The following is a 25,850-nucleotide window of genomic DNA, read 5'->3' as shown; positions in this document are numbered from 1 at the left end:
CCGATGAAACTCCCCCGCTCCGTTCCGGCACCCGTGCAGCACGCGTCGCGGCTGCGCGCCCGCGTGCTCTGCGTCACGGCCGCGCTCGCCGTCGCCGGCTGTGCAGTCGGCCCCGACTATCATCGCCCGGCTGTCGCGACACCCGCGACGTATCGCGAGCTGCCGGGCTGGACGCTCGCGCGGCCCGACGCCGACGGCCCGAAAGGCGACTGGTGGACCGCCTTCCACGACCCGCTGCTCGACCAGCTGGAGCCGCTGGTCACCGTGTCGAACCAGACAGTTCGGCAGGACTACTACAACTACCAGCAGGCGCTCGCACTCGTGCGCGAAGCGCGCGCCGGGCTCTTTCCGACCGTGTCCGTCACGAGTTCCGCCACGCGGCAGCGCACGACCGGCGCGCTCACGCCGTCGGTCGCGAATGCCGGTGCGCTCGAAGGCGACGTGAGCTGGTCGCCCGACCTGTGGGGCGAAGTGCGGCGCACCGTCGAGGAACGCAAGGCCAGCGCGCAGGCCAGTGCCGCGACCTATGCGAACGCCGCGCTGTCCGAGCAGGTGACGCTCGCGACGACCGTGATCGACCTGCGCGTCACCGATGCGAACCGCGACCTGCTCGACGCGACCGTCAAGGCCGACCAGGCGTACCTGCGCGTGATCGCCGACCAGGACAAGGCCGGCACGATTCCGCCGTCCGATCTCGTCACCGCGCAAACGCAGCTCGAGAGCGCTCAATCGAGCCTGATCGCGCTCGACGTGTCGCGCGAGAAGTACGTGCATGCGATCGCGGTGCTGGTCGGCCGCAATCCGGAGGATCTCGACATCGCGCACGACGCGACCCTGCCCGCGCTGCCCGACGTGCCGGTGGGCGTGCCGTCGACGCTGCTGCAACGGCGGCCGGATATCGCCGTCGCGGAGCGGCAGATGGCGGCGGAGAATGCGGCGATCGGCGTCGCGATCGCCGCGTACTATCCGACGATCTCGCTGTCCGCGGTGGCCGGTTTCTCCGCCTCGCCGCTCGCGGGGCTGCTGCATGTTGCGAACTATGTGTGGTCGCTCGGCGCCAGCGCGTCGGAAACGCTGTTCGATGGGGGTGAGCGCAGCGGCGAAGTCGCGGCCGCGAAGGCCGCTTACGATGCAGCGGTCGCGAACTATCGCGGCACCGTGCTCGGTGCGCTGCAAAACGTCGAGGACGATCTGGCGAGCGTGCGCGTGCTCGCCGATCAGGCCGCCGTGCTCGAACGCGCGGTGACCGACGCGAAGCGCGGCGCGGACATCGCGTTCAACGAATATCAGGCCGGCACCGTCGACTATACGACGGTCGCGACAGCGCAGACGACGCTGCTCGCGCTACAGGAGAATGCGTTGAACGTGCAGCAGGAACGCCTCGTCGCGACTGCGACGCTGTTCGGTGATCTGGGAGGTGGGTGGTCGGATTCGGCGCTCGATGTGACGCAGCCGAAACCGCATCGGGAAAACGCGCCGGGGTGACGGGCGGCTCGGCAGTGTCGTCGCGGGCACGCATTCGGTTCGTGCCCGTGATCCATTACTTCGCGAGCAGCGTCTTCAAATAGTCGACGCGCTGCCGGGTGATCGTGAGGAGACAGTCTCGCGTGATCAAGCCCGGGCCCTCGCCTTGCGATTGCGACGCCTCGGCTGCGATGTAGCCGTTGCACTGCGTGTCGCGGTAGGTGAGCCAGGCCTTCTCGGATTGTTCGAACGCGTTCTTGTATTGCGTGGACGCGTAAATTTTTCGATAGATCGCGTTGAGTGCCTGCTTCGATTCAGCCAGGGAACGGTCGACACACGACAAATCGTCATGGACGTTTCCGTTGCCGACGCATGGGTCGGCCAGTGCGCTCAGGGGGAGCAGCAGCAATGCAACGCAGATCGTCTTTTTCATGGCTTCTTCAGCAGACCGATGGTCTGCATGATTCTGAAGGCTCCATGGTAAAGGAGCCGGCTCATGAGGGCGCAGGTACCCGTGTGCGATCAGGGTCGGCAGTTGCCGCCGACCCGAGACGATGGCGTTAGCCGCGCGTGTCGATCCAGTTGCGTGCCCAACGGGCCGAGTGCTGCAGCGCTTGTCGCTCACTCGGGAAGTAATCGAGCGAATAGAACTGGTAGCGGCCTTCGGCGCACGAGCTACCGCTGCGTTCGAGCAGCAGGTTGGATGAAAAACACCCGTCGGGCAAGCGATGCGCCGAGGGTTGGACGGCATAGCCGTTGTACTGTTGAATTCGTTTGTTTTGCATTTTTAATTTTAATAATGATGTTCGGACGCGCCTGTGCCGTGCGAAATATGCACCGATTCAAAGCCATTGCGAGCTGAATCTAAAGCAGTCGGAAAGCGCGAAAAAGGCGTTGCTGCCGGAGGGGGAGATTGAAGTGCAACGAGGCATGTGGCGCGTAGAAGGCCGCTGAATCAACCGATGCAGCCAGGAACGATCGCGCCAACTTTAGGAGACAACGCTCCGTGAGGATGTCGCTGCGACCCGGCGTCCGTCGCGGAAAGCCGGGCCCTTCAAACTTACAGCGGCTGGATGTTGGCCGCTTGCAGACCCTTCGGGCCTTGCTTCGTTTCGAAGCTCACTTTCTGGTTTTCAGCGAGCGTCTTGAAGCCTTCCGTCCGGATTTCGGAGAAATGCGCGAAAAGATCGTCACCGCCGTTGTCCGGAGTGATGAAGCCAAAGCCTTTGCTGTCGTTGAACCACTTAACGATACCGGTATCCATGATGAATCCTTGAGAAAAAAATATGAAGATTTGCTCTGTTGAAGAGCGCTTGAAGCGTCAAGGAGGGAGAGGACAACGAATACCGCTTGGGGGAGCGAGCAATTGATGAACAGCAATCGGACTTCTTGGACTTCGGCGCCTACACTAACTGCCGGAAACGACGAAGTCAATGGCTATCTTGTAACTGTGTCGTCAGGCAGTCCGGTTTGAAGGCGAGGCGATGTGGCCCCCTGCCCGCTTCGCGGGACGTTGCCGTGTCGTCGCGTCGGCCTGACATCAGCCTGATACGCCGGACGTTAGTAAAGCTGAATTTTCCATGATTTCAACCCCATTTTCCGGATGGCAGCGCGCGGCAGACAGCGGCCGGAATGAGTGGCCGCTGCCGACCCTGAGCGGCCGATCGCGAGCACAAGACGTCGACGACCGCTTCCGACGTGCTTCGGACGCCCGATTGGACCACCAATCGCCAAGCTCAATTCAATAAGTGAACCCCGTTCCAACCGGGATTTGAAACCGACAACGGGTTGGTATTGGCACTTCCGGCACGCCTTTAACCTCTTGAACGCCGCGTAAGATTTAGGCCCGAGCCATAGAGCCGGCAGCGAACCGCTCGCGCCAGGCAAGCCGGCCAACAGCAATCGATAGTATCGCCACGACGAGTGGCGCTACCCCGTGTCCATATTCGCCGTGCACTGCGACAGTCGCCAGCGCTGCCAACATCACGGTGCAGCCGAGCGCCGAGCCCCACAGCCGCGTCCGTGCTCGCGCGAGCAGAAGGGCCGTCATGAGTTCCAGCGAACCAGTCACGAAATGGAACCAGTGCGGATATCCCCACTTCAGGTATTCCTCAAAGATGGATCGCGGGGCGACGATGTTGCTGAGCGATCCGACGACGAAAAATGCGGCAAGAACCAAAGGGAATACCTGGCGCCAGGTGATCTTGGACATTCGTTCTACCTTCTCTGTTGAGTGCGCAGCGGAGGACTAGTGTGGCCGCCTCTTCGACGAGCCGGCCGATCTCTGTTGTTTATGCCGTAATGGCCTTGTGGGCCGCCGCGAAGACGTCGCGAGGAGACTTCGTGCCCGCGATGTGCTCTGTACCCGCGACGCCGAGATCCATCCAGCCCGCGTTGACGGCATCGAACATCGCTTCGGCGGGTCCAGTCTGTCCCTTCTGGATGCCGAACTGTTCGAACGCTGCTGCCCACCCGGCCCGCGGGATGGGAAAGGCCTTGACGTCGCGCTGCATGACTTCGCCCAGTTGGGCCGCGACTTCATCCGCGCTGACCATCGAGCCAAGCTCGACGACGCGATGCCCGGACCACGCCGGCCCGGTCAGCAGCGTCGCCACCTCGGCGCCGACATCGTCGGTCGCGACCATGGTCGACTTCCGGCTCGTCGGGTTGTAGTAGACGGGTAGCGTGCCGCCCTGGGCGACGTGCAGACCGTAGAGGAAGTTTTCGAAGAATCCGCCGGCTCGCACATAGGCGACCGGCGACGTCAGGTGGCGCAGTCCTTGCTCCAGAAGCGACAGGGCCGTGATCATTCCCAGGCCGCTGGTTCTGTTCGCACCCATCGACGACAGCGCAACCACCCGCGGCGGTGCTGCCCCGGTTAGCGCCTCGACATAGTTCGCGATCACGCTCGTTGCTTCCCTGAAATCTGGCGAGGGTGCCCAGACAGCCGGCAACATGACAAATGCGCCGTCGACCCCTTCGAGCGACCTCTCTATGGTGGCCGCATCATTCCAGTCGCCGTCGACGAGTTCCACGCCTTGATCCGCCCAGACTGTCGCCTTCTCGCGATTGCGGACCAACGCCCGTACTCTTCTACCTTGTGCCAACAGATGTTGGGCCGTGGCGCCGCCTACGCGTCCTGTAATTCCCATGACTAAAAACATGTAGTTCTCCTGAAATTTGTATTGCCCTTACACGCCGACACTTCTGCGGCTGAATGCGATGTTTTTGGAATCTGTGGCTTCCATCCGCGGCTCCGCCACACGCCTGCCTGGATGCCCGCCGGAGTCTGGTACACAAACGGGCGGTAACAGGGTTCGATATCCGGGCTACCTGAGAAGAAGTCTTTGTTCGAGGGCAGGTCTATCATAGAGACCGATGCCTCGCACCGGAAGGAGGCAGTTTTTTGTTACCAGAAGAGTTAAGGGGAACCCGAATGAGCACCGCCCAGAATGCGATCGAGAGATTCAGCCGATATCAACGCGAACTGGGCGACGCCCAACCCGCACACTGCGCGATTCGTGACGTGCTCGACCGCATCGGCGACAAATGGAGCATGCTTATGATCATGGCGCTCGCGACGCGATCGCAGCGCTTCAGTGAGCTTCACCGGGCCATCTCGGACATTTCCAAGCGCATGCTTACCCAGACACTCCGCGATCTGGAGCGCGACGGGCTCATCACGCGCCATGTTTTTCCCACCAGCCCGCCAAGCGTCGAATATCGTCTGGCCCCACTAGGCCAATCGCTACTGGAGCCGATGGCGGCCCTCATCGATTGGGCCGATCGTCGCTATCCCGAGATCCATGCCGCACGCGCCCGCTTTGACGGCGCATCCGGTGACGTCCCGCGCTAGACGCGCAGCCCGATGTGAGGGTGATGGCGAAAGCCTGAAGCGCCCCGCTTATATCCCGTTTTGCAGATGGCTCGGAAGGACGTATCACGCGTTTCGTGCTCGTCGTCTCCGCGGAAGGAAAACCAGCTTTCCAATCAGAAAAGACCGTCGTGAAATCTGAATGTGCTGTTGGCAGACTTTGGAGGCCGAGGGAAAGACCGCATTCAGAACTGCCAAATTATTATCCGACCGGAACCCCGGTTGTGGACGCGCTATTGGCGTCACGTCGCCCGGTGAATGTCCGTTGCCGACCGATTTGCGGGCATCCGACCGTCCATTTGCAGCGGTCGACGAAGGTCCGATGGTGGCCGACAAGAGACGTAGGCGTGCCTCGCTGTATCACCCGCTCAAGACGCTCCCTGGAGCGGGATTGAGTGGTCTGGCAGCCCGTCGGATTCGCAAAAGCGGTCGGTCCCGCTGCCGTCCCCGGGAAGGCCACAGCCTCCCCTTGTTGATCCCTTTCTCTTGTCGAAGTGTGACAGCCATGAGTGCCACTGGCGCCTGATTTTCTTCTTTTTGTACAGTTCCGGTGCCGATGACCGGCCTAAGGCAAAATAAACGCGGAAGTCACACGCGCCCAGCGGCATCGCACCGTTTGCGTTGCGCCAATCAGACGCGTGGAGGAGATGCGCTATGGAAAACTTCCCCAAAAACCGCTCGACGCTTGTTGTCTTGGCGCTCCTGCTGACTGGATGTGTCGCCGGCGGCGTGCCGCAAAACGGGCCACATCTGACCCCGACGGAGTGCCGTGATCTGGCCGCGCTTAGAAGCAACGCGCCTCCGACGATGGCGCAACACCAAAGCGAGCTTGCGGCGCTGAGGAAAGCGGGCTACGACCCCTCGCCATGGTACGACGACCCCTACTACCCGGACGATCTACAGGCGGCGCAGCGCTTGGTCGACTATTGGTTCGAAACGGAGTGCCACCAGGTTCAACCCGGGTGAGAAGCCCGGAGCCACTACCACCCTCGGCTTCTTGAAAAGATTGAACAGGAAGTGAAGTCGGCCGTCCGTTGCAGGCAGGTCTGCGCCCGATGCGGTCGGCTGGAGACGACGTTCAGGCATTGATCCAGGCCCGCGCCTGTTCCAGCTCGTTGACGTGGAACGCCTTGATATCGGCCTTTGTAAAAAACCGCGCCAAGTGCATCGAGGCGTGAATCCAGCGCGCGTCGGCCACCACCGCGGCGCGCGTGACCTTGCGGGCGACGGAGACGCCGAGCGTCAGGTCGGTCCACAACACCTTCGGCTCGATGCCGGTGAAATGCTCAATGCGTTCGAGCACACGAGTCTTGCCGTTCAGTTCAAGATCACCACGCATGCGCTCGATGGCTTCGCGCAGTTCGCTGTCGGTGATTTTGCCTTCGACGGATATTTCGATGACCGATGAATCGGGGGCGGTGTGATACAGGATCATGGCAGGACCCCTAGCTAGGAAGACGTTACACGCTCATGCACGGATGAGCCTAGCGTTCGATGACTTTCTCATACTACCCCTTTCCACGCGCCCGGGCGGGTTTCGAGCACCGCATTTCGTTCTGGTGCCTGTCGGCGCTCATGCGTTGCGAACGACGCTTCCACACAAGCCTGCGGACGTTCGGCTCCACACGTCGAGCGCCAATTGATGGTCGGCCACCGCCGTCCCCACCGGCAATCAGCCAACCGGCTCACTTCGCTCCCGCATGTTCGAGCCGCTGGAGAACCCAGGGCTGCCAAGGGCACCTTTCCCGATCAAATGTGCACACATTCCTGCGACACCCTGGCTTACGTCACGCCAATGACGCATCAGCCCTGGCGATGTCACATGCACACTGGCCCCGACCGCCCCCGCCTACCGCCGCGTCGCGAGAAAATTCCGCGCGGTACGCGTCAGGCGCGACCACGGCCCCGCCCGTCGGCCAGCGCCCTGCTCTGCAAACCCGCCGAGCGCCGCCTTCATCATCGCCAGTTCGCTCGCAAGCGCCGTATCGCACCCGAAGCTGCCCGCCGCCGCGAGATCGACGATGCGGATCGCCTGGTCCACGCACATTTGCGCATAGGCCGCAGTGGCATCCGCATCGGCGCGCGCGCTCAGCGTCGCATCGGCCAGCTTGCTGGCCCACAGCGCAAGCGCGTCGACCGGTGCGCTGCCATCGCGTACGAGCGTCTTGCCGACTTCCATCGCGGCAAGGTGTGCATCCTCGTTATCCGCGAACGACAGCGTCTGGCTGCGTATCGCGTGGTTGCGGTGCGCGGCGCGCATCGGCGGCGTCAAGCCGGTCAGGTTCGCGATCCACGCCTCCGCGGCCCCCAGATACGCATGCGAGCGCGCCGCCAGATCGCAATCGAACACGGCGTCCGCGTGGGTCGGCGCATGTCGCATCGCGAGCAGCCAGTAACCTAGGAAGGCGCGATACGCGGCGGCCGGCCCGACGTAGGCCGCATGCGCCTTGAAGAATTCGACGCAGCGATCGGCCGTGCGATCGCCGATGCCCGGAATCTCGTCGGGCAGCTCGATGCGCAGCCCGACGATCACGCGCTCGACGGCCGGCACGTTGCGGCCGCACGCGAGCGCAAGAAACGGCAGCGCGATCCAGTGCGCGTCATGGTGGGCGACGAGCCGGTCGCAATACGACTGCCATTGCGCGAGCGGATTGCGCGCGACGACGATATGCAGCACATCGGGAAAGGTGCGACGCATCCACGCGAGACGGCCGGGCGATTCGCCGAAGCGGAACACGGGAATGCAATCCCGCTCGAACGCCTGTGTCATCAGCGCACGCAGAAAATACTCGATGTCGCCCGCGTATTCGGGCGTCGCCTCTTCGAACTGGTTGGCCGAAAAGGTCGTTTCGATACGCGACATGCCGAGCGCATCGCGCCTCAGCGAATCGGACACGCTCACGGCCGGTCTTGCGCCGAAGGCCGGCATCGCCGCCGGCGCGCCGTCCGATCCGGTGCTCGCGTATTGCTCGTAGTCGACCGACGCGACCATCGCGCGCAGCGGCTCGTCGTAGGCGATCACGCCGTCGAGGTCGCGCAGGCATGACCACAGCCAGCCATCGGTCGCGCCATATCCGGAATGCAGAAACACCGCTTGCGTCGAGTTCATGAATACCGTCGTCAGATCGTTGCGTGGGGGTTTCCATCACGTCGATTCAGTGTAGGTGCCGCCGCGGTTACCCGCGTTACGGGTTTCGTTACGGGGATTTACCGTCGATGCCGACGCAGATGGAACATGCGCTGCTTCGGTACGCGTTCGATCCCCGACGCGGAGAAACTTACGTTCTTCTTCCATCCTCCGAATTGGTTGTGCATGCAACCATATGGCAGATGGAGCGCTTCCGGCTGGCGACGCGCCGCCGCTTCAATACCACCCGCGCCACATATTTCAATGCAACGGTTCGAAATATTTCGTTAATTTGACTGGCCCAATCCGCCTTTCGACACGAAAACCCCGTAAACGAAGACACCTTTCGCATGACGAAGCGGAATCGATTACCGATCGCGCACATCGCCCGCTGTCACGGTCGCCAAATATCTCAATAATGAACGGCCACTCTTGCACGCGCTCCCGTTCATTCCGCTTACGACGCGAGCGACACGCATGCGCTGAATATGACGAAACAATCCTGAAATTTATTTGACGATTGTGTGACCTATTCTTCCGTCACCGCGCACCCCGGCCCTACCGGACGCGGCAGTTCTCCGATAGTGAAAGCGAAAGTGAAAGGCCCGATCATGGATCACACGATGCATATGGAAGTCTCCAGCGAATCCGGGTTTCCAGTGATCAGGTTCACCATCGACGGCCACACATGTGCGCTCGGCGTGCGCGATATCGACGAGATGATCATGCAGCTCGCGGCCGCACGCGCCGCGATGCAGCCGACGCATCCGCCCGAGCCACCGGACGGACGTTATCCGTTGCAGGTCGACCCATGCTGGCGCGTGGACCGGCTTGCCGACTACAACGGCGCGGTGCTGTCGATGCGTCACATCGGGATGGGCTGGATCGCCTTCGCGCTGCCGTCCGGCAATCTGACGACCCTCGTCGAAGCACTCGCCTGCGAGCCGGAAACGAGCGCTCCCCTGAATCGCGCGATGCTGAACTGATGCGCTGACCGGACCGATCGTCATCGTGACGATGATCGGCCGCAATTCCTTTATTTCGTCATACGAAATATTGTGACGAATCCCGCGATGCCGCGCCGGATCGCGGCCTGCCATTTCTTTCTTCCAGGACACGCCCATCATGCGAACCACTCCCTCGACCGCCGCGCTCGCCCGGCGCACCGCTGCCTATGCCCCGTCGGATTTCGGCGCATGCGCGTGGCGCCTGCTGCCGGTCGATACGCGGCAAGCCGAAGCCGAGGCGGCCGGCATGCATGCGTTCGACGCGAACCCGATCTTCCGTTGCCGGCTGGCCGGCCGCTATGCCACCGGGCTGTCGCTGAACGCGGCCTGCAACAACGCGTACACGACGGTGCGCCTGATCGCCGAATCGCATGTCGACACGATATCGCGACTGCGCGTACGCCATGCGCAATACGACGACGGGGTCCGCCCGCAGTGAAGACGCGCTTGATGAAGTTCCGCTGGCTTGCCCGGCTCTGCTGGCTCACGCCGGTCGCATTCCCCGTCCACGCGCAGCCGGCGCCGGCCGCGCAAGCGGCGCCCGGCGCGCCGGCGTCGACCGGTTTCGCGATCCGCGACATCCGCGTCGAAGGCTTGACGCGCATCGAGCCGGGCACCGTGTTCTCGTATCTGCCGTTCAAGATCGGCGACACCTTCACCGACGACAAGGCATCCGCCGCGATCCGCGCTCTCTATGCGACCGGGTTCTTCAACGACGTGCGGATCGGCACCGAAGGCGACGTCGTGATCGTCAACGTCGCCGAGCGTTCGGTGATCGGCACGATCGACTTCTCGGGCCTGCACGAGTTCGACAAGGATGCGATCGAGAAAGCGATGAAGTCGGTCGGCCTGGTATCCGGGCGCGCTTACGATCCGTCGCTGGTCAGCAAGGCCGAGCAGGAACTGAAGCGCCAGTACCTGACGCGCGGTTACTACGCGGCCGAAGTGACGACCACCGTGAGCCCGATCGACCGCAACCGCGTCGCGCTATTGTTCTCCGTCATCGAAGGGCCGAGCGCGAAGATCCGGCAGGTCGCGTTCATCGGCAACCACGTGTTCAGCGACAGCACGCTGCGCGACGAGATGCAGCTTTCCACGCCGAACTGGTTCTCGTGGTACACGAAGGACGACCTGTATTCGAAGGACAAGCTCGCGACCGATCTCGATGCCGTGCGCGCGTACTACCTCGATCGCGGCTATCTGGAATTCAATATCGATTCGACGCAGGTGTCGCTGTCGCCGGACCGCAAGGATATGGATCTGACGATCGTGCTGCACGAGGGCGCGCCGTACACGATCTCGGGCGTCCGGCTCGCCGGCGACCTGCTCGGGCGCGACGCCGAACTGAACCGCATCGTCGCGATCCACGCCGGCGAGCGGTTTTCCGCGGCGAAACTCAAGGACACGACGCAGGCGCTGATCGACAAGCTCGGCGAATACGGCTACGCGTTCGCGACCGTCAACGCCGTCCCGCAGATCGACGCGAAGCATCACACGGTCGACCTGACGCTGCAGGTCACGCCGGGGCGCCGCGTGTACGTGCGGCATATCACCATCTCCGGCAATACGCGCACGCGCGACGAGGTGATCCGGCGCGAGATGCGGCAGATGGAGGATGCGTGGTTCGACTCGTCGCGGCTCAAGCTGTCGAAGGATCGCATCAACCGCCTCGGCTATTTCACCGACGTCGACGTGACGACCGTGCCGGTCGAAGGCACCCAGGATCAGGTCGACGTGGACGTGAAGGTCACGGAGAAGCCGACCGGCACGATCTCGCTCGGCGTCGGCTACGGGTCCGGCGAAGGCCCGATCATCTCCGCCGGCGTGTCGCAGGACAACGTGTTCGGCAGCGGCCAGTCGATCGCCGTCAACGCGAACACGGCCACGACGATGCGCACGCTGAGCGTGTCGCAAACCGATCCGTACTTCACGATCGACGGCGTCAAGCGCATCACCGACGTGTACTACCGAACGACGCAGCCGCTCTACTACTCGAGCACGAACGACACCAGCTTCCGGATCGTGTCGTACGGCGTGGACACGAAGTTCGGCATCCCGTTCTCCGAGAGCGACATGGTGTATTTCGGGCTCGGGCTCGAACAGGATCGCCTCGACGTCGATTCGACGACGCCGCAAAGCTACCTCGACTACGTGAACACGTTCGGCCGCGTGTCGAACGTCGCGCCGTTCACGATCGGCTGGTCGCGCGACATGCGCGACAGCGCGCTGATTCCGTCGCGCGGCTATTACATGCAGGCGAATGCGGAATACGGCACGCCGATCGGCACCGTGTCCTATTACAAGACCGACGTGCAGGCGCAGTACTACCACTCGTTCACGCGCGGCCTCGTGCTCGGCATGAACTTCCAGGCCGGCTACGGCAACGGTCTCGGCGGCCAGCCGTACCCGATCTTCAAGAACTACTTCGCGGGCGGCATCGGCTCGGTGCGCGGCTACGAGCCGAGCTCGCTCGGCCCGCGCGACGCAACGACGGGCGACCCGATCGGCGGCTCGAAGATGGTGGTCGGCAACGTCGAGATGACCGTCCCGCTGCCCGGCACCGGCTACGACCGCACGCTGCGCGTGTTCACGTTCGTCGACGGCGGCAACGTGTGGGGCACCGAAGGCAACAGCGTCGGCGCGAACGGCCTGCGCTACAGCTACGGGCTCGGGCTCGAATGGATCTCGCCGATCGGCCCGCTGAAGATCGACTACGCCCTCCCGATCGTGCGCCACGCCGGCGATCAATACCAGAAATTCCAGTTCCAGATTGGCACGTCGTTCTGATCCCCCTTCCGACCCGCTCGACGCCGCGCGCGGGGTGACGTCGCGGCGCACGCCCGCACGCCCGGCTGCGCCAGTCGACAGCATCGCGATACCGGGCATCGCGCGGCTGCGTGCGTGGGCGGTCGCGGCGCTCATCGACGTCGCGCTGTCGGTCGCGCTCGGCGCGCCGCGCAACGCCGCTGCGCAGTTGCTGAACGCGGCCGCCGATCCTTACCGGATCGGCGACGCGTGGGGCCTGCGCATCGCGTCGCAGCTCGTCGAGCATCCGCTCGCGCCCGGGCAGGCCGCGACGACGTTCGGCATCGGCGCGACGGCCACCGGCACCGTCGACGAGGATTTGTCGCTGCACGGCAACGCCGAACTGCGCCGCGGCCCGTCGGTCGTGAAAGCCGATGCGATCCACTATGACGAGGATACCGACACGGCCGATGCGTACGGCCACGTGCGGATCGTGCACGACGGCAACGCCTTCTCCGGCCCCGATGCGCACCTGCGGATCGACAGCGTCGAAGGCACGATGGCGTCGCCGCACTACCGCTTCAACCTGACCGGCGGCACGGGCTCGGGTTCGCGCATCGACCTGGTCGACGACGCGCGCGAAGTGGTCTACGACGGCACGTATACGACCTGCCACTGCACGACCTCGCCCGCGTGGTATCTGCATGCGGCGCGACTCGACCTCGACAACGACGCCGGCGAAGGCGTCGCGCACGACGGCGTGCTGGTATTCGCCGGCCTGCCGCTGTTCGCGTCGCCGTGGATGTCGTTTCCGCTGAACGGCGAGCGGCACACCGGGATCCTGCCGCCCACGTTCGCGGTCAGCTCGACGAGCGGCTACGACATCGCCGTCCCGGTCTACTTCAATCTCGCGCCGAACTACGACCTCACGGTCACGCCGCGTCTGATGACCAAGCGCGGCGCGATGCTGACGACCGACTTCCGCTATCTGAGCCCGACCTATTCCGGTTCGTTCTCCGCGAGCGTGCTGCCGGACGATGCGACGACGCACACCAACCGGTATTCGATCGCGTTCCAGCATCGCGAGAACCTCGGCAACGGCTTCGCCGCGTATGCGAACTACAACCGCGTGTCCGACGCGTCGGTGCCGTCGGACTTCTCGAGCGCGAATTCGCTGGTAGTCGGCTCGCAGACGCTGTTCCAGCAGGAAGCGGGCGTCACGTGGAACCACGGTCCGTGGTCGGTGCTCGCGCGCGTGCAGAACTGGCAGTCGTTCACGACCGCGCCGCCGTACAACCGCGCGCCGGAGCTCGACGCGAAATACACGCGCTACAACGTCGGCGGATTCGATTTCGGCGTCGATGCGAACGCCACGCGCTTCACGATCCCGTCCGCCGATTCGACCGAAGGCAACCGGATGACGTTCGACGCGCACGTCGCCTACCCGATCGTCGCGCCCGGCTGGTACATCACGCCGATGCTGCAGTGGCACGCGGCGTCGTACGACCTGACGTCGATCGGCAGCGACGCGCCCGCCGGGCAACCGAAGAACTTCACGGTCAACGTGCCGACCGCGAGCCTCGACATGGGCGCCACGTTCGAGCGCGCGGTCCGGCTGTTCGGCATCGACATGATCCAGACGCTCGAACCGCGGCTGTACTACGTCGATACGCCGTACCGCAACCAGACGTTCGCGCCCGCGTTCGACACCGCGCCGATCGACTTCGGCCTCGCGGAGATCTTCACGAGCAACCGCTTCGTCGGCGGCGACCGCGTGAGCGACATGAACCGGCTGACGGCCGGCGTCACCACCCGCTTCATCGACGCGGGCAGCGGCACCGAGCTCGCACGGTTCGTCCTCGCGCAGGAATACTACTTCCGCGCGTCGCAGGTCACGATGCCGGACGACACGCCGCCGACCGTCGGCCCGTCCGATGTGGTCGCAGGCGCCGCACTCCATCTCGGCCCGACCCTCGAGCTGCAGCAGGCGGTCGAATACAACCAGTCGAGCAACGAACTCACGCAGGCGACAGCCGGCGTCGACTGGAAGCCGGCCAACGGCAGGGTGATCAATCTCGCCTACCTGTATGCACGCGCGAACGCGACGCTCGACGACGAGCCGGAGAACCAGGTGCTGCTGTCCGCGCAGTGGCCGCTGACGCATGCGTTGTCGGGCGTCGGGTCGATCGACTACGATCTGGCCGCGCACCGGCTCGTCGGCGGGCTGCTCGGGTTTCAGTATGCGGCCGACTGCTGGGCCGTCAGCGTCGCGCTGCAGAAGTACACCAACTACAACGGGACGACGTCGCCGACCACCGGTACGCGGGTGCTGGTGCAGTTGCAGCTCAACGGACTGAGCCGCATCGACAACGGGCTGCTGCAGCAATTCCGCGCGAATGTGCCAGGTTATTCGACACCGACGCTGCCGGCGCCGGCGTCGCGGTTCACCGATTATCCGTAAGCGCGACGCAGCGCCGGCACCGGCGGATCTCAACGCATCATCGAATTGGCGACACTCCGGAAAACCAGCGGATGCTCGTCCTGCCGCGCTGGCCGTCGCGCGAATTGCACCGCCTGTTCGACGCGACCGTGATGCGCAGACTTCGCGCACACGGGATCGGCCTCCGCCGGGTCGCCCGCCAGCATGTACGCCTGGCACCGGCACCCACCGTGATCCGCATGTCGCTCGTCGCACGTGCGGCACGGCTCGCGCATCCAGCCGTCGCCGCGAAACGCGTTGAACGCGTCACTCTCGTACCAGATGTCTTTCAGCGACCGGTCGCGCACGTTCGGCAGCGTAAGGCCGGGCAGCGCATGCGCGGCATGACACGGCAGCGCGGTGCCGTCCGGCGCGACACCGAGGAAGACCGAACCCCAGCCGTTCATGCATGCCTTCGGACGCTGCTCGAAATAGTCCGGCACGACGAACAGGATCTTGCAGCGTTCGCCGACGAGTTTCCGGTAGCGGTTGACCGTTTCCTCCGCTTCACGCAGTTGCTCGATGGTCGGCATCAACTGGTCGCGATTGAGCATCGCCCATCCGTAGTACTGCGTATTGGCGAGTTCGAGAAAATCAGCGCCCAGGTCGAGCGCCATCTCGATGATCTGGCCGACGTGCGGCAGGTTGTAGCGATGCAGCACGCAGTTCAGCACCATCGGATAGCCGTGCGACTTGATCAGCCGCCCGACGCCGCGCTTGAGGTCGAACGTGCGCGTGCTCGTCAGGAAATCGTTCAGCTCGCGCGTCGAATCCTGCAACGACAACTGGATATGATCGAGCCCGGCCGCCTTGAGCCGGTCGATGCGCGCGGCATTCAGGCCCACGCCCGATGTGATCAGGTTGGTATAGAAGCCAAGCGACCGCGCATGTTCGACCAGCACCTCCAGGTCGCCGCGCTGCAGCGGCTCGCCGCCGGAAAACCCGATCTGCGCGGCGCCGAGCGCCCGCGCGTCGCTGATCACCGTGCGCCATGCATCGGTATCGAGCTCGGCGCCGTGCGTCGCGAAATCGACCGGGTTATAGCAGAACGCGCAATGCAGCGGGCAGCGGTAAGTGAGCTCCGCGAGCAGCCACAGCGGCGCGGACGGACGGTTCGGATCGGATGTCGGGTTCATGTCAGTCGAGCCAGCCGCGCAGTCGCGCATGATCGAGGAAACGATAGACGTCCGACGCGAGGTCCGACGTGCTGAACAGTCGCTCGAGTTCGTCGATGATGTCGTCGAGCTCGCGCGTGCCGTCGCATCGCGCGAGTATCTCGCCCGCGCTCGGGTTGAGTTTGACCATGCCTTCCGGATACAGCAGGACGTACGCATCCTGTGCGGACTCCCATTGCAGGCGGTACATGCCCCTCAGCGAGGGGCGCAGCGGCACGCCGCTGACGGCGTCGTTGGAGTTCATACGGGATACGCCTTTTCTATCGCATCGAGCATCGACCACAGCACATCCAGCTTGAACGACAGGATGTCGAGCGCGCGCCGTTGCGCGTCCGGTGTCGTGAAGTGGCTCAACGTCACCGCGAGCCCGTGCTCGACGTCGCGCTGCGCGAGCGGCACGCGGCTGCGGAAATACTGCAGCCCGTCCGCTTCGATCCACGGATAGTGGGACGGCCAGCCCGCGAGCCGGTCGAGGTGAATCTGCGGCGCGAACATCTCGGTCAGCGACGAGCACACGGCTTCCTGCCACGGCGCGCGCCGCGCGAAATTGACGTACGCGTCGACGGCGAACCGCACGCCGGGCAGCACGTGCGCGAGCGACCACAGTTCCGCGCGATCGATGCCGACCGCCTCGCCGAGTCGCGCCCACGCCTCGATCCCGCCTGCGCTGTCGCCATGCCCGTCGTGATCGAGAATGCGCTCGACCCACAGCCGCCGCGTGTCGCGGTCCGGGCAATTGGACAGGATCGCCGCGTCCTTCAACGGAATGCTGACCTGGTAGTAGAAGCGGTTCGCGACCCAGCCGCGGATCTGCGCCGGCGAGCACGCGCCGGCATTCAGGCGCCGGTTGAACGGATGATGAATGTGATAGCGCGCGTCGAGCGCGCGCAGCTGCGCCTCGAACTCCTGCGCGCTCCAGGGCGTCGCGTGCAACGCGGCGGCGGAAATCGGTGCGTTCATGTGGTCAAACCTCGAATTGCATGCCATCGTGGGCGACCTCGATGCCGTGCTCGCGCAACTGCGCATGCTCCGCGGAACCGGGGTCGAGAATCGGATTCGTGTTGTTGATATGCGTGAGGACCTTGCGCGTGCCGGCCGGCAACAGCCGAAGCCGCTCGATCATCCCGGGCCGCGCCGCGTCGCCGCATTGCGCGAGATGCCCCATGTCGGCCGCGTGCTTCGACGACAGGCCGAGGTCGATCATCTCGGTGCCGGTCCAGAACGTGCCGTCGACCAGCACGAGATCGGCATCGCGCATCGCGGCACGCACGCCGTCATCCACATCGGCGAGCCCGGGTGCATAGAACGCCTGCCGGCCGCTCGTCGTGTCCTCGATGAGTAATGCGATGTTGTCGCCGGGCACGCCCGCCGCACGGCGCGGCGAATACGGCGGCGGCTTGCTGTCGACCGGCACCGCGGTGAAACGGATGCCGCCGGCGCCCGGTATCGCGAACGGTTCGCCCGGCGCGATCGTGTGAACGTCCACCCCGCAGTAGTGGCCGAGCAACGGCACGAGCGGCAGCCCCGTCGACAGATCGTCGAGCACCGGCGCGCTCGCGTAGAGCGGCAGCGCCGACGTGCGCTCGCGCAGCATCAGCAGCCCTGTCACGTGATCGATCTGGGCATCGCACAGCACGACGGCCACGATCGCGCTGTCGCGAATCGCGCGGGCCGGCTGCAGGTCGGGATCGGCGCGCACCTGCGCGAGGATGTCCGGGGACGCGTTCACCAGCACCCAGCCCACGCCGTCGCCGCTGACCGCGATCGACGATTGCGTGCGCGGCAGGATGCCGTCGTGGCGGGCGCGCGCGCGGCGGCAGTTGCCGCAGTTGCAGTTCCATTGCGGCAACCCGCCGCCGGCGCCCGAGCCGAGTATCTTGATCTTCATCTGCGTATGCTCCCGATGCCGCCCGCATCGTGTCCGTCGATGCGGGCGGCACCACGCGGGTCGATCAGCGGTTGGCGATGTACATCGTGATTTCGAAACCGAAGCGCAGGTCGGTATACGCGGGGGTGGTCCATTGCATGATGTGTCTCCTTGTTGAGTGGGTGAGTCGAACAACCGCATCGATCGAGCGGCCGATATCCGTTCAGCAAGGAGCGTGCCGGGGCTGGGTTGGCGACGTGCCGGCGCGTGCAAAGGCGCGTGATGGCGTGCGACGGCCACCGCCTCGTCGTGATGCGGGAAATATTACGAATTCCAGACGAAAAACTTTCAGAAACCGTCAGGTGACGGCCGCGGGCGGGCGTCGCGGGCGTGACAGGTGTTGAATCCTTGAACACCCTGTGTTGCAACCTGACACACCGGTGTGACAGTCGCGGCGCGTCACGCGTCGTCCGGTTGCAGCGAATCGGGCCCGACCGCCGGCATCTTGCGATAGATCGTGTTGCGCGACACGCCGAGCGCGCGTGCGGCGGCCGACACATTGCCGCCATGGCGCGCAAGCGCGGCCGCGATCGCCGACGCGGCCACGTCCTGCAGGCGCGCATCGCCGGTTGCAGCCGCGCACGCGGGCGCTTCCATGGCGAGCGTCGACACGCAGCCACCCTGGGCCGCCGGCTCGCCGCCGCGCCGCACGTCGTCGAAGAAATCGTCCGGCAAATGCTCGCAACGAATCTCGCAGTCGTCGTCCACCATCGCGGACGCGGTGCGCAGCAGGTTCGCGAGCTGCCGGAAATTGCCCGGCCACGCGCAGCGCTCGAACAGCGCCATCACGTCGGGCGCGACGCTCAACGGCCGGCGGCCGGGCCCCGACAGCGTCTCCCGTTGCAGCATCTTCTGGACGACGACCGCGAGATCCGTGCGGTCGCGCAGCGGCGGCAGGCGCACGACGAGACCGTTGAGCCGGTAGTACAGATCCTCGCGAAAGCGGTTCTGCGCAATCATGTCGCGCAGGTCGCGGTGCGTCGCGCAGATGATCGCAATGTCGACGCCGATCGCCTTCGTCGAGCCCAGCGGGTTGACGATGCGCTCCTGCAGCACCCGCAGCAGCCGCACCTGCAGCGGATACGGCATGTCGCCGATTTCGTCGAGAAACAGCGTGCCGCCGTTGGCCTGCAGCAGCTTGCCGGTCGCCCCCTTGCGGCGGGCGCCGGTGAATGCGCCCTCCTCGTAGCCGAACAGTTCGGACTCGATCAGCGTCTCGGGAATCGACGCACAGTTGACGGCGACGAACGGCCCGTCGCGGCGCGGCGAGTCGTTGTGGATCGCCTGCGCGAGCAGCTCCTTGCCGGTCCCGGTCTCGCCGGTGATCAGCACCGGGATGTCCTTGCCGATCACCTTGCGGACCTTCGCGATCACGGCCGCCACCTGCGGATCGCCGGTGTCGAGATAGCTGAGACGCGACAGGCTTGCCGCATGCTGCGCGGCGTGCGGCCGCGCGGCCGGCGCCGCGCCGTCGTGCACCTCCGCGGGGCGGCTGCCCTCGGCGCGCAGCGCGCGCCGGAACTGGACGCGTGCGCACACCACCGCGCCATTGCCGAGGTTCAGGGCCACGTGCGGCTCGGTGCTCGCGCGCATCCGGTCGATCAGCTGCGCGCTCGTCACGTCGAACAGCGACGCCAGCGTATGCGCGCGCAGCGCGGCGAGCGGCATCCCGAGCTGGAACTGCGCGCTGCGGTTGGCCGACAGGAAGCGGCCGTCGGCGGTGAACGCGACGATCCCCTCCATCAATGTCCCGAGGAATTCCGGGCGGCCGTGAAACGACACCTGCAGCGTCTCCTGAAAGGTCGTCGTGAACAGGTGATTCTCGATCATCTGCACCGACATCTTCGCGAGTGCCATCGTGTGCTGGTGATAGCTGCGATGGTCGCCGGTCACGTCGAGCACGCCGATCGCGTCGCCGTACGGATCGAGAATCGGCACGCTCGAGCAGGTCAGGAAATGATTCGCGGCCAGGAAGTGCTGGTCGCCGTGCACGACCATCGGACACAGCTCCGCCAGCGCGGTGCCGATCGCATTGGTGCCTTGCCGGCTCTCCGCCCAGTTCGCACCGGGGCGCAGCGCGACCCGTTCCGCGCGCCGCAGAAAATCGTCGTCGCCGATCGAATGCAGGATCAGCCCTTCCGCATCGGTGAGCACGATCATGCTCTGCGTATTGACGATCTGCTCGTGCAGCGTCTCCATCACGGGCATCGCATGCACGCACAGCACGCGGTTCTGCTCGCGCTTGAGCGCGAGCGCGGTGCCGGACAGCAAGTCGTAGTCGGGGCGGGCCGATGCCTGCAACCCGAACGTCTCGGACCGCTCATGCGACTTCTGGATCGTCGGCGCCGGCCAGCCGGGCGCATGCGCGGCCGGTGCGTTGGCCGTCGGATGAACGTCATCGCGCATTGTCTCCTCCTGGGATCCCTCCGGTCAGTTGCCGGACTCTTTGCCGTCGATACAAGCAAACATCGGGCCACGATGCGATTCGCACGCGAATCCGTGTCGTCGCGGCGCTGCCGAAACAAATCGAAAGGCTAATGAAAGACGATCGGACGAATCCCTATCCGCGTCACGGGCGCGATTCTCGCTTCATCCAAATCGGCTGCGGCGGCTTTGCGCCGGGCCTTCGTGTTTCCCCTTCACTGCCGGCCGACATGACCCGACCCTCCGAACCCCGCTCCGTCTCCCGTACCCGGCCACTGCATCGCCTGTCCCGCGATGCGCACACCATTGCCTGGACCGAAGCCGGCAACCCGCACGGCGCGCCGGTCGTCGTGCTGCACGGCGGCCCCGGCAGCGGCTGCCGTCCCGCGGTGCTGCGCCTGTTCGACCTGACGCGGATGCGCGTCGTGCTGGTCGACCAGCGCGGCGCGGGCGCATCGACGCCGCGCGGCGGCCTGCGTCACAACAATACGATGCAGTTGATCGGCGACCTCGATGCGTTGCGCGCGCAACTGGGCATCGACCGCTGGGGTGTCGTCGGCGGATCGTGGGGCGCGGCCCTCGCGCTCGCCTATGCGGGACAGCATCCGTCGCGCGTCACCGGCGTCGTGCTGCGCGGCCTGTTCCTCACGTCGTCGCGCGAAGTGCGCGGGCTGTTCGTCGGCGCACGCGCGCGGGCGCCACGCGAATGGCTGCGCCTGACGGGCGCCGCCGGCACCACGCGTGCCGACCGGCTGATCGCCTGCTGCGCGCGGCGTCTGCAACCGGGTGCCGGCCCGGCCCGGCAGCGTGCGATCGCGCTCGCATGGAACGCGTACGAAGACTCGATCCTGACCGGGCGGCCGGCGCGCGGTGCGCGCCCGACGCACCGAACCGTCGAGCGGCTGATCGACAAATACCGGATCCAGGCGCACTACCTGCAACGTGCGTGCTGGCTCGGCGAGCGGCCGCTGCTCGCGCGCGCGCGACAGGCCGCGCAAGCCGGCGTGCCGCTGCATGCCGTGCACGGCACGCGCGACCGCGTCTGCCCGGTCGGGAACGTCGAGCGTCTCGCGCGCGTCGTGCCGGACGCCGTCGTCGAATGCGTGCCGGCCGGCCATCTCGCGAGCGACGACGCGCTGGCGCGGGGCGTCGCTCGCGCCTTGCGCGCGATGCTGGCCATCACGGCGTGCCCGCCGCCGCATGCCGGCAGGCACGCTCAATCCCACGCATAGCGCGCACCGATCCATGCACCGCGCGGCGCGCCCGGCCCGACGAACTGCTCGTTGACCGGGTCGAGTCCGTCGAACGAATGACCGGGCCCGTTGAAGAAGTTCTGGCCGAGCACCCCGAAGCTCGCGTAACGCTTGTCGAGCAGGTTGGTGACCGATGCGAACAGCTGCAGATGCTTCGACACCTGCCACGTCGTATCGAGATCGATCAGGAAATAGCCGGGCACCTTGCCGTTCACATCCTGGTTGTTCTCGTCGCCGCGCGCGAACACGCCGCTGCGATACGTGAGGTTGGTGCCGACGGTCCACTTCGGCGTCGCCGCATAGTCGAGCCGCAGCTTCACGGTGCTCGACGGAATGCCGGGAATGCGGTCGCCCGAGTGGACGACGATGTTGCCTTGCGCATTGGCGCTCGAATTGCTCGCACTGCTTTCGGTCCACGTCGAGCGGTAGCTCGCGTCGACGTAGCTGTAGCTCATCCCGATGCCGACCGGCCCGAGCCGCGTGTGCCCGGCGAGCTCGAAGCCTTGCCGGCGGGTCTTGCCGACGTTCTGGAAATAGCCGAGCGTGCTCGCGCCGCCGTCGCTGCTGATGAACTGGATGTCGTCGTCGAGCGTCGTGTTGTACACCGCCGCACTCCACGTTGTCGCCTGGCCAACGCGGCCGCGCGCACCCAGCTCGATCGTCTTCGCGATCACCGGCTTCAGCGCCGGGTCCGCGAGGAAGTCGTTCGGCAGCGAGCACGGCGCGGCGGGGTCGGCGCATGCGAGCTCGATCGCGGTCGGCGAGCGCATGCCTTCGTTGTACGTCGCATAGGCGGTGAAGCCCGGCACCGGATTCCACGTGACGCCGACGGCCGGATTGAACCGCGAGAAGGAGTGACGCGCCGTCAGCAGCGGCTGCAGGCCGCTCACGTCCTCGATGGCCGCGCGCGCCCAGTTGTAGCGCCCGGCCAGCGTCAGCGACCACTGCCGCGTCAGCGCCAGCGTGTCATCGAAGTAGAAACCGTAGTTGCCGTTGCGCGTTTTCGCGTGCGTCGTCTGCGTGAAATCGCCGATGCCGATCGGCGCGCGCGTATCCGTGAATGCGGCATCCTGCGATGACTGCTGGAAATCCGAGTTCGCGAGATCGGCCGACGCACCCACGACGAACTGGTTGTCCATGCCGGCGAGCTTGCCGAGCAGGGTCAGCTGCAGGTTCGCGCCGAAGCTGTCGGTCGCGACCACCGACTTGTCGTTGCTGGCCTGCACGGTGTCGGTGACGCCGTCGTCGACGCTGCCGAAATCGTCGTTCACGTTGCTGCTGACGTTGGTGTTGCGATAGTGCCGGTAGTAGAGGTTGCCGCTGAGCTGGACATGATCGTTGAACGAATGGTCGCCCGACACCGTCACGTACGCGGCGCTGTTCTGGTTCAGGTCGGGGTAGGTATAGGCCTGCGCGCGATTGTCGAGAAACGAGCGCGGAATCGTCTGCGTGCCCTGCAGCGAGTTGTCCGCGCCGCCGGCCGAGATCGACAGCGTCGTATCGGCATCCGTGTAACGCAGCTTGCCGAAGCCCTGCCGCACGCGGCTGCCGTTGTGATCGGCCCAGCCGTTGTCGTTCGTGACGTTGCCGGTCACGTAGTAGTCGAGGTTGCTGCCGATGCGTCCGCCCTGCTCGATCTGCGCGATCTTGCGTCCCCACGAGCCGACCGACACCTCCGCCGAGCCGCCCGTGCTCGTCTTGCCGTTCTTCGTCGTGATCGCGAGCGCGCCGCCGAGCGTGTTGAGCCCGTAGGTCGGGTTCGATCCGGGAATCAGCTGCATCGTGTCGATCGCCGCCTGCGGGATGAGATCCCAGTTCACGACGTCGCCGAACGGCTCGTTCACGCGCACGCCATCGACGAAGACCGACAGACCCTGCGGCGTGCCAAGGACCGGCGACGCCGTGAAGCCGCGATAGGTCACATCGGTCTGGTACGGATTGCCCTGCGCTTCGTTGATGGCGACGCTCGATACGTTCTTCTCGAAGAAGTCGGTCAATACGCTGTCGTGCTGGTGTGCGACATCGCTGCCGCGAAACGTCTGCACGTTGGCCGGCACGCGCGACAGCGGCGTGCCGATACCCAGCAGCGGCGTCGTGCCGACGACGACGACCGGCGCGAGCGTCGGCGCATCGACGTTGGCCGCGGGCTCAACCTGCGCCGCCGCGGGCGTGAGCCAGCCGCCGAGCATGCCGCCGAAGCACAGCGTGACGCCGGCGCGCCGGGCGACGAAGCGGCGCTTCGCCACATCGGTTTCATTCATTTCCATGTCTCCTGTTTCGTTGTAGTTATGCGACGCGTGGACGGCAATCGACGCAACGGTCGATCCATTCAGTGCGCCGTACCGCCTGCTCCGTCGGCCGTCGCGATCGCAACGTGCGCGACGCGGGCACGTCCGATCGACGCAATGACGGCGGCGACCGTACCGAACGGCTCGGTGCGATCGGCGTGCAGGCTGACGCTCGTGCGCGGATCGCGCGCGACGTGTCGGGCCAGCACGGATTCGACGTCGGACGGTGCGGTCGGCCGGCCGTCGACGTAGACGGCGCCGTGACCGTCGACGGCCACGATGACGGTCGACGCGTGCGTGTCGTGCGTAGTCGCGGCGGTTTTCGGCAGGTCGACGCGAATCGCATGCGTCATCAGCGGCGCGGCAACCAGAAAAATCACCAGCAAGACGAGGACGACGTCGACGAGCGGCGTCACGTTGATTTCGCCGAGCGGCTCGCCAGCATCGGCATCGCGGCAATCGGTCTTCATACGGCCGCCCGACGCGCGGCACCCGCGTTGCGGGCTTCCGGCGTCGCGGCATGCACCGGCGCATCGAGCCGGAATTGCCGCTGCTCGGCCAGCGCGATCAGGTCCTGCCCGAACTCGTCGAGCGCGGCCGTCACGGTCTTGAGCCGCCGCAGGAACAGGTTGTACGCAAGGACGGCCGGGATCGCGACGCCGATGCCGACGCCGGTCGCGACCAGCGCCTGGCCGATCGGTCCCGCGATCGCCTCGATACCGTTGGTGCCCGACGCCGTCATCGCTTGCAGCGTGTGGACGATCCCGAACACCGTGCCGAACAGGCCGACGAATGGCGCGACGTTCGCGGTCGACGCGAGCAGGGTGAGCCCGCGCTCGAGCGGGCGCTGCTCGCGGCGGATCTCGCGCGCGAGCGTGCGCTCGAGCAGGTCGCGGCGATCCCATGCGACGAGCGCGGCCGGAGCGTCCGGTTCAGCTGCTGCGAAGTCGCGCAGCACATGACACATCGCGCGCTGCAGCCGCGCGTTCATGCTGCTGGCCGCGTCGTCGTCCGTTGGCATCGTCAGTGCCATGCGGTCGCTTCGACGCGCGGCATGGCGACGGTTGCCGACTGCGAGGCGCGCGTACAGCAGCGCCTTGGCGACGATCAGCGTCCACGTGAGCACCGACAGCATCGCGAGCAACGCGAACGCGCCCACCACTGCGTACTGGATGTAGTTCGACATGACGGATTCCTCAGTTTTCGAGCTTGAACACGACCGGCACCCGGACCCAGCCGTCGATCGCTTGCGCGCCGCGCTTCGCCGGCACGAAGCGCCAGTCGGTCACGGCCGCCACCGCTGCGTCGTCGAATGCATCGTGTCCGCTGCTTGCCGCCAGCACGACCCGGTCGGGCCGCCCGTTCGCGAGCACGTGCACGTTCAGGAAGGTGGTGCCTTCCCAGCCGCGCCGCTGGGCGACGTCCGGGTAATCAGGTGCGGGATTGTGCAGATAGGCCGCAGCGAAGCGTGGCGCGGTGACGGGTTCGGCCGCGGGCGGTGCGGGCTGCACGGCGGGTGCGGGTGCCGCCGGCACGGTATCGGCCGATGCGATCGCAGCAGTCGTTGCTGCGGCCTTCGGCGCGGGCGTGGTGCGGGCGACGTCGCCGTCGGGCCGCTCGACCGCGGTGGCGGGCGATTGCGCGGGCCTCGCGTGGCCGGTGAGACGCGGCGCCGGCAAGCTCGGCCGAACGTCCCGATGCACGGCCGCATCACGGCTCGCATGCGCACGCGCGGGCGGCGCTGAAGTCACGACGTTCGCGCGGCGCTGCACGTCCGGCCCGGTCTTCATCGCTTCGCTCGCCTCCACTTCGACCGCGAGCGCGCGCGGCAGCGTCGATCGCGTATCGGATGCGGCCGCATGCCAGAGCACAACGATGAGCGCCGAATGCACGACGAGCACTGTCAGCGCAACGACCTTCGACGATTCGCGCGAACGCGCCGCGGACGGCATCGCGATCGTCGCCGCATGCGGACCGGCCGGTGCGATGCCGTACGCCAGCGCGACCAGACGGCGACGGTCTGATCGGCGAACGGCATCGGACGAAATCGGAACATTCATGACGGTCTCTCGCTGCGCGAAATCGTT

26 protein-coding genes are annotated in these 25,850 nt (G+C 65.7%); 9 read left to right on the top strand and 17 right to left on the bottom strand.

The genetic code is table 11. The features are described 5' to 3' along the window. The first annotated feature begins 3 nt into the window (after positions 1 to 3). Positions 4 to 1,485: an efflux transporter outer membrane subunit gene (locus BX604_RS23300; RefSeq protein WP_098553224.1), complete on the top strand. Its 1,482-nt coding sequence runs from the start codon at positions 4 to 6 to the stop codon at positions 1,483 to 1,485. A 55-nt stretch (positions 1,486 to 1,540) separates the two neighbouring features. Here BX604_RS23300 and BX604_RS23295 read toward each other — a convergent pair whose 3' ends face one another. From BX604_RS23295 to BX604_RS23275, 5 genes are all read right to left on the bottom strand, one after another. Then, positions 1,541 to 1,897, bottom strand: coding sequence for a lysozyme inhibitor LprI family protein (locus BX604_RS23295; protein ID WP_098553223.1), 357 nt, complete (start codon positions 1,895 to 1,897; stop codon positions 1,541 to 1,543). A gap of 127 nt (positions 1,898 to 2,024) precedes the next feature. Continuing rightward, positions 2,025 to 2,249 (bottom strand): hypothetical protein, encoded by a 225-nt coding sequence (locus tag BX604_RS23290; RefSeq protein ID WP_098553222.1) that lies wholly within the window; start codon positions 2,247 to 2,249, stop codon positions 2,025 to 2,027. A gap of 275 nt (positions 2,250 to 2,524) precedes the next feature. Then, complete coding sequence (locus BX604_RS23285) at positions 2,525 to 2,728, bottom strand: cold-shock protein (RefSeq protein ID WP_096508928.1); 204 nt, start codon at positions 2,726 to 2,728, stop codon at positions 2,525 to 2,527. 576 nt (positions 2,729 to 3,304) lie between these two features. Beyond that, positions 3,305 to 3,676 carry a DoxX family protein gene (locus BX604_RS23280; RefSeq protein ID WP_098553221.1) on the bottom strand — a complete coding sequence of 124 codons (372 nt, stop codon included), beginning with the start codon at positions 3,674 to 3,676 and terminating at the stop codon, positions 3,305 to 3,307. Between the two features lie 79 nt (positions 3,677 to 3,755). Continuing rightward, positions 3,756 to 4,628: an NmrA family NAD(P)-binding protein gene (locus tag BX604_RS23275; protein WP_098553220.1), complete on the bottom strand. Its 873-nt coding sequence runs from the start codon at positions 4,626 to 4,628 to the stop codon at positions 3,756 to 3,758. A 272-nt stretch (positions 4,629 to 4,900) separates the two neighbouring features. On the opposite strand from BX604_RS23275, the gene BX604_RS23270 reads away from it, so the two are divergent. Both BX604_RS23270 and BX604_RS23265 read left to right on the top strand, forming a co-directional pair. Beyond that, positions 4,901 to 5,320, top strand: a complete 420-nt coding sequence (locus tag BX604_RS23270; RefSeq protein ID WP_098553219.1) for a winged helix-turn-helix transcriptional regulator — start codon at positions 4,901 to 4,903, stop codon at positions 5,318 to 5,320. A 672-nt stretch (positions 5,321 to 5,992) separates the two neighbouring features. Beyond that, complete coding sequence (locus BX604_RS23265; protein WP_098553218.1) at positions 5,993 to 6,304, top strand: DUF4148 domain-containing protein; 312 nt, start codon at positions 5,993 to 5,995, stop codon at positions 6,302 to 6,304. A 112-nt stretch (positions 6,305 to 6,416) separates the two neighbouring features. On the opposite strand, the gene BX604_RS23260 is transcribed toward BX604_RS23265, so the two are convergent. After that, positions 6,417 to 6,773, bottom strand: a complete 357-nt coding sequence (locus tag BX604_RS23260; protein WP_098553217.1) for an STAS/SEC14 domain-containing protein — start codon at positions 6,771 to 6,773, stop codon at positions 6,417 to 6,419. A gap of 414 nt (positions 6,774 to 7,187) precedes the next feature. Then, positions 7,188 to 8,447 (bottom strand): hypothetical protein, encoded by a 1,260-nt coding sequence (locus tag BX604_RS23255; RefSeq protein WP_098553216.1) that lies wholly within the window; start codon positions 8,445 to 8,447, stop codon positions 7,188 to 7,190. 107 nt (positions 8,448 to 8,554) lie between these two features. Between BX604_RS23255 and BX604_RS38525 the strand changes: the two genes are divergently transcribed. The 5 genes from BX604_RS38525 (at position 8,555) to BX604_RS23235 (ending at position 14,678) form a co-directional block, all read left to right on the top strand. Next, a complete protein-coding gene (locus BX604_RS38525) occupies positions 8,555 to 8,761 on the top strand; it encodes a hypothetical protein (RefSeq protein WP_143748083.1) in 207 nt (68 codons plus the stop codon). Positions 8,762 to 9,076: 315 nt separating this feature from the next. Next, positions 9,077 to 9,451: a hypothetical protein gene (locus BX604_RS23250; RefSeq protein WP_143748082.1), complete on the top strand. Its 375-nt coding sequence runs from the start codon at positions 9,077 to 9,079 to the stop codon at positions 9,449 to 9,451. Positions 9,452 to 9,590: 139 nt separating this feature from the next. Further along, the gene (locus tag BX604_RS23245) at positions 9,591 to 9,911 is read left to right on the top strand and encodes a hypothetical protein (protein WP_098553214.1); all 321 of its coding nucleotides are present in this window, start codon (positions 9,591 to 9,593) and stop codon (positions 9,909 to 9,911) included. Positions 9,912 to 9,922: 11 nt separating this feature from the next. Next, a complete protein-coding gene (bamA, locus tag BX604_RS23240) occupies positions 9,923 to 12,259 on the top strand; it encodes an outer membrane protein assembly factor BamA (RefSeq protein WP_098553992.1) in 2,337 nt (778 codons plus the stop codon). 34 nt (positions 12,260 to 12,293) lie between these two features. Further along, positions 12,294 to 14,678, top strand: coding sequence for an LPS-assembly protein LptD (locus BX604_RS23235; protein WP_441301359.1), 2,385 nt, complete (start codon positions 12,294 to 12,296; stop codon positions 14,676 to 14,678). A gap of 29 nt (positions 14,679 to 14,707) precedes the next feature. On the opposite strand, the gene pqqE is transcribed toward BX604_RS23235, so the two are convergent. From pqqE to BX604_RS23205, 6 genes are all read right to left on the bottom strand, one after another. Beyond that, the gene (gene pqqE / locus BX604_RS23230) at positions 14,708 to 15,832 is read right to left on the bottom strand and encodes a pyrroloquinoline quinone biosynthesis protein PqqE (protein WP_098553213.1); all 1,125 of its coding nucleotides are present in this window, start codon (positions 15,830 to 15,832) and stop codon (positions 14,708 to 14,710) included. Between the two features lies 1 nt (position 15,833). Continuing rightward, a complete protein-coding gene (gene pqqD / locus BX604_RS23225; RefSeq protein WP_096508948.1) occupies positions 15,834 to 16,115 on the bottom strand; it encodes a pyrroloquinoline quinone biosynthesis peptide chaperone PqqD in 282 nt (93 codons plus the stop codon). Then, a complete protein-coding gene (gene pqqC / locus BX604_RS23220) occupies positions 16,112 to 16,831 on the bottom strand; it encodes a pyrroloquinoline-quinone synthase PqqC (RefSeq protein ID WP_098553212.1) in 720 nt (239 codons plus the stop codon). The genes pqqD and pqqC overlap by 4 nt, the downstream gene beginning before the upstream one ends. 4 nt (positions 16,832 to 16,835) lie before the next feature. Then, on the bottom strand, positions 16,836 to 17,759 hold the full coding sequence (gene pqqB / locus BX604_RS23215) for a pyrroloquinoline quinone biosynthesis protein PqqB (RefSeq protein WP_098553211.1): 924 nt from the start codon (positions 17,757 to 17,759) through the stop codon (positions 16,836 to 16,838). 64 nt (positions 17,760 to 17,823) lie between these two features. Next, positions 17,824 to 17,898, bottom strand: coding sequence for a pyrroloquinoline quinone precursor peptide PqqA (gene pqqA, locus BX604_RS23210; protein WP_006410019.1), 75 nt, complete (start codon positions 17,896 to 17,898; stop codon positions 17,824 to 17,826). Between the two features lie 299 nt (positions 17,899 to 18,197). After that, positions 18,198 to 20,204, bottom strand: coding sequence for a sigma-54-dependent Fis family transcriptional regulator (locus tag BX604_RS23205; protein WP_143748081.1), 2,007 nt, complete (start codon positions 20,202 to 20,204; stop codon positions 18,198 to 18,200). 248 nt (positions 20,205 to 20,452) lie between these two features. Between BX604_RS23205 and BX604_RS23200 the strand changes: the two genes are divergently transcribed. After that, the gene (locus BX604_RS23200; RefSeq protein WP_098553210.1) at positions 20,453 to 21,454 is read left to right on the top strand and encodes an alpha/beta fold hydrolase; all 1,002 of its coding nucleotides are present in this window, start codon (positions 20,453 to 20,455) and stop codon (positions 21,452 to 21,454) included. On the opposite strand, the gene BX604_RS23195 is transcribed toward BX604_RS23200, so the two are convergent. The 4 genes from BX604_RS23195 to BX604_RS39710 form a co-directional block, all read right to left on the bottom strand. Beyond that, complete coding sequence (locus BX604_RS23195) at positions 21,439 to 23,736, bottom strand: TonB-dependent receptor (RefSeq protein ID WP_098553990.1); 2,298 nt, start codon at positions 23,734 to 23,736, stop codon at positions 21,439 to 21,441. The two genes, BX604_RS23200 and BX604_RS23195, sit on opposite strands and share 16 nt — an antisense overlap. 68 nt (positions 23,737 to 23,804) lie before the next feature. Next, the gene (locus tag BX604_RS23190) at positions 23,805 to 24,233 is read right to left on the bottom strand and encodes an ExbD/TolR family protein (RefSeq protein ID WP_098553209.1); all 429 of its coding nucleotides are present in this window, start codon (positions 24,231 to 24,233) and stop codon (positions 23,805 to 23,807) included. Beyond that, a complete protein-coding gene (locus tag BX604_RS23185; protein WP_098553208.1) occupies positions 24,230 to 24,949 on the bottom strand; it encodes a MotA/TolQ/ExbB proton channel family protein in 720 nt (239 codons plus the stop codon). Before BX604_RS23185 ends, BX604_RS23190 begins: the two co-directional genes overlap by 4 nt. Positions 24,950 to 24,959: 10 nt before the next feature. Further along, positions 24,960 to 25,823 carry an energy transducer TonB gene (locus BX604_RS39710; RefSeq protein WP_098553207.1) on the bottom strand — a complete coding sequence of 288 codons (864 nt, stop codon included), beginning with the start codon at positions 25,821 to 25,823 and terminating at the stop codon, positions 24,960 to 24,962. Positions 25,824 to 25,850 lie beyond the last annotated feature (27 nt).

This window comes from Burkholderia sp. JKS000303, from assembly GCF_002563755.1.
Classification (GTDB): Bacteria; Pseudomonadota; Gammaproteobacteria; order Burkholderiales; family Burkholderiaceae; genus Burkholderia; species Burkholderia anthina_B.
Note: the sequence above shows the minus strand (reverse complement) of the source record. Positions and strands in the feature narration are given on the sequence as shown.

Bases quoted from the DNA above. Each gene is read 5' to 3' on its own strand.
- BX604_RS23300 (WP_098553224.1), top strand. From the start codon at position 4: ATGAAACTCCCCCGCTCCGTTCCGGCACCCGTGCAGCACGCGTCGCGG.
- BX604_RS23295 (WP_098553223.1), bottom strand. From the start codon at position 1,897: ATGAAAAAGACGATCTGCGTTGCATTGCTGCTGCTCCCCCTGAGCGCA.
- BX604_RS23290 (WP_098553222.1), bottom strand. From the start codon at position 2,249: ATGCAAAACAAACGAATTCAACAGTACAACGGCTATGCCGTCCAACCC.
- BX604_RS23285 (WP_096508928.1), bottom strand. From the start codon at position 2,728: ATGGATACCGGTATCGTTAAGTGGTTCAACGACAGCAAAGGCTTTGGC.
- BX604_RS23280 (WP_098553221.1), bottom strand. From the start codon at position 3,676: ATGTCCAAGATCACCTGGCGCCAGGTATTCCCTTTGGTTCTTGCCGCA.
- BX604_RS23275 (WP_098553220.1), bottom strand. From the start codon at position 4,628: ATGTTTTTAGTCATGGGAATTACAGGACGCGTAGGCGGCGCCACGGCC.
- BX604_RS23270 (WP_098553219.1), top strand. From the start codon at position 4,901: ATGAGCACCGCCCAGAATGCGATCGAGAGATTCAGCCGATATCAACGC.
- BX604_RS23265 (WP_098553218.1), top strand. From the start codon at position 5,993: ATGGAAAACTTCCCCAAAAACCGCTCGACGCTTGTTGTCTTGGCGCTC.
- BX604_RS23260 (WP_098553217.1), bottom strand. From the start codon at position 6,773: ATGATCCTGTATCACACCGCCCCCGATTCATCGGTCATCGAAATATCC.
- BX604_RS23255 (WP_098553216.1), bottom strand. From the start codon at position 8,447: ATGAACTCGACGCAAGCGGTGTTTCTGCATTCCGGATATGGCGCGACC.
- BX604_RS38525 (WP_143748083.1), top strand. From the start codon at position 8,555: ATGCCGACGCAGATGGAACATGCGCTGCTTCGGTACGCGTTCGATCCC.
- BX604_RS23250 (WP_143748082.1), top strand. From the start codon at position 9,077: ATGGATCACACGATGCATATGGAAGTCTCCAGCGAATCCGGGTTTCCA.
- BX604_RS23245 (WP_098553214.1), top strand. From the start codon at position 9,591: ATGCGAACCACTCCCTCGACCGCCGCGCTCGCCCGGCGCACCGCTGCC.
- bamA (WP_098553992.1), top strand. From the start codon at position 9,923: ATGAAGTTCCGCTGGCTTGCCCGGCTCTGCTGGCTCACGCCGGTCGCA.
- pqqE (WP_098553213.1), bottom strand. From the start codon at position 15,832: ATGAACCCGACATCCGATCCGAACCGTCCGTCCGCGCCGCTGTGGCTG.
- pqqD (WP_096508948.1), bottom strand. From the start codon at position 16,115: ATGAACTCCAACGACGCCGTCAGCGGCGTGCCGCTGCGCCCCTCGCTG.
- pqqC (WP_098553212.1), bottom strand. From the start codon at position 16,831: ATGAACGCACCGATTTCCGCCGCCGCGTTGCACGCGACGCCCTGGAGC.
- pqqB (WP_098553211.1), bottom strand. From the start codon at position 17,759: ATGAAGATCAAGATACTCGGCTCGGGCGCCGGCGGCGGGTTGCCGCAA.
- BX604_RS23205 (WP_143748081.1), bottom strand. From the start codon at position 20,204: ATGCGCGATGACGTTCATCCGACGGCCAACGCACCGGCCGCGCATGCG.
- BX604_RS23200 (WP_098553210.1), top strand. From the start codon at position 20,453: ATGACCCGACCCTCCGAACCCCGCTCCGTCTCCCGTACCCGGCCACTG.
- BX604_RS23195 (WP_098553990.1), bottom strand. From the start codon at position 23,736: ATGAATGAAACCGATGTGGCGAAGCGCCGCTTCGTCGCCCGGCGCGCC.
- BX604_RS23190 (WP_098553209.1), bottom strand. From the start codon at position 24,233: ATGAAGACCGATTGCCGCGATGCCGATGCTGGCGAGCCGCTCGGCGAA.
- BX604_RS23185 (WP_098553208.1), bottom strand. From the start codon at position 24,949: ATGTCGAACTACATCCAGTACGCAGTGGTGGGCGCGTTCGCGTTGCTC.
- BX604_RS39710 (WP_098553207.1), bottom strand. From the start codon at position 25,823: ATGAATGTTCCGATTTCGTCCGATGCCGTTCGCCGATCAGACCGTCGC.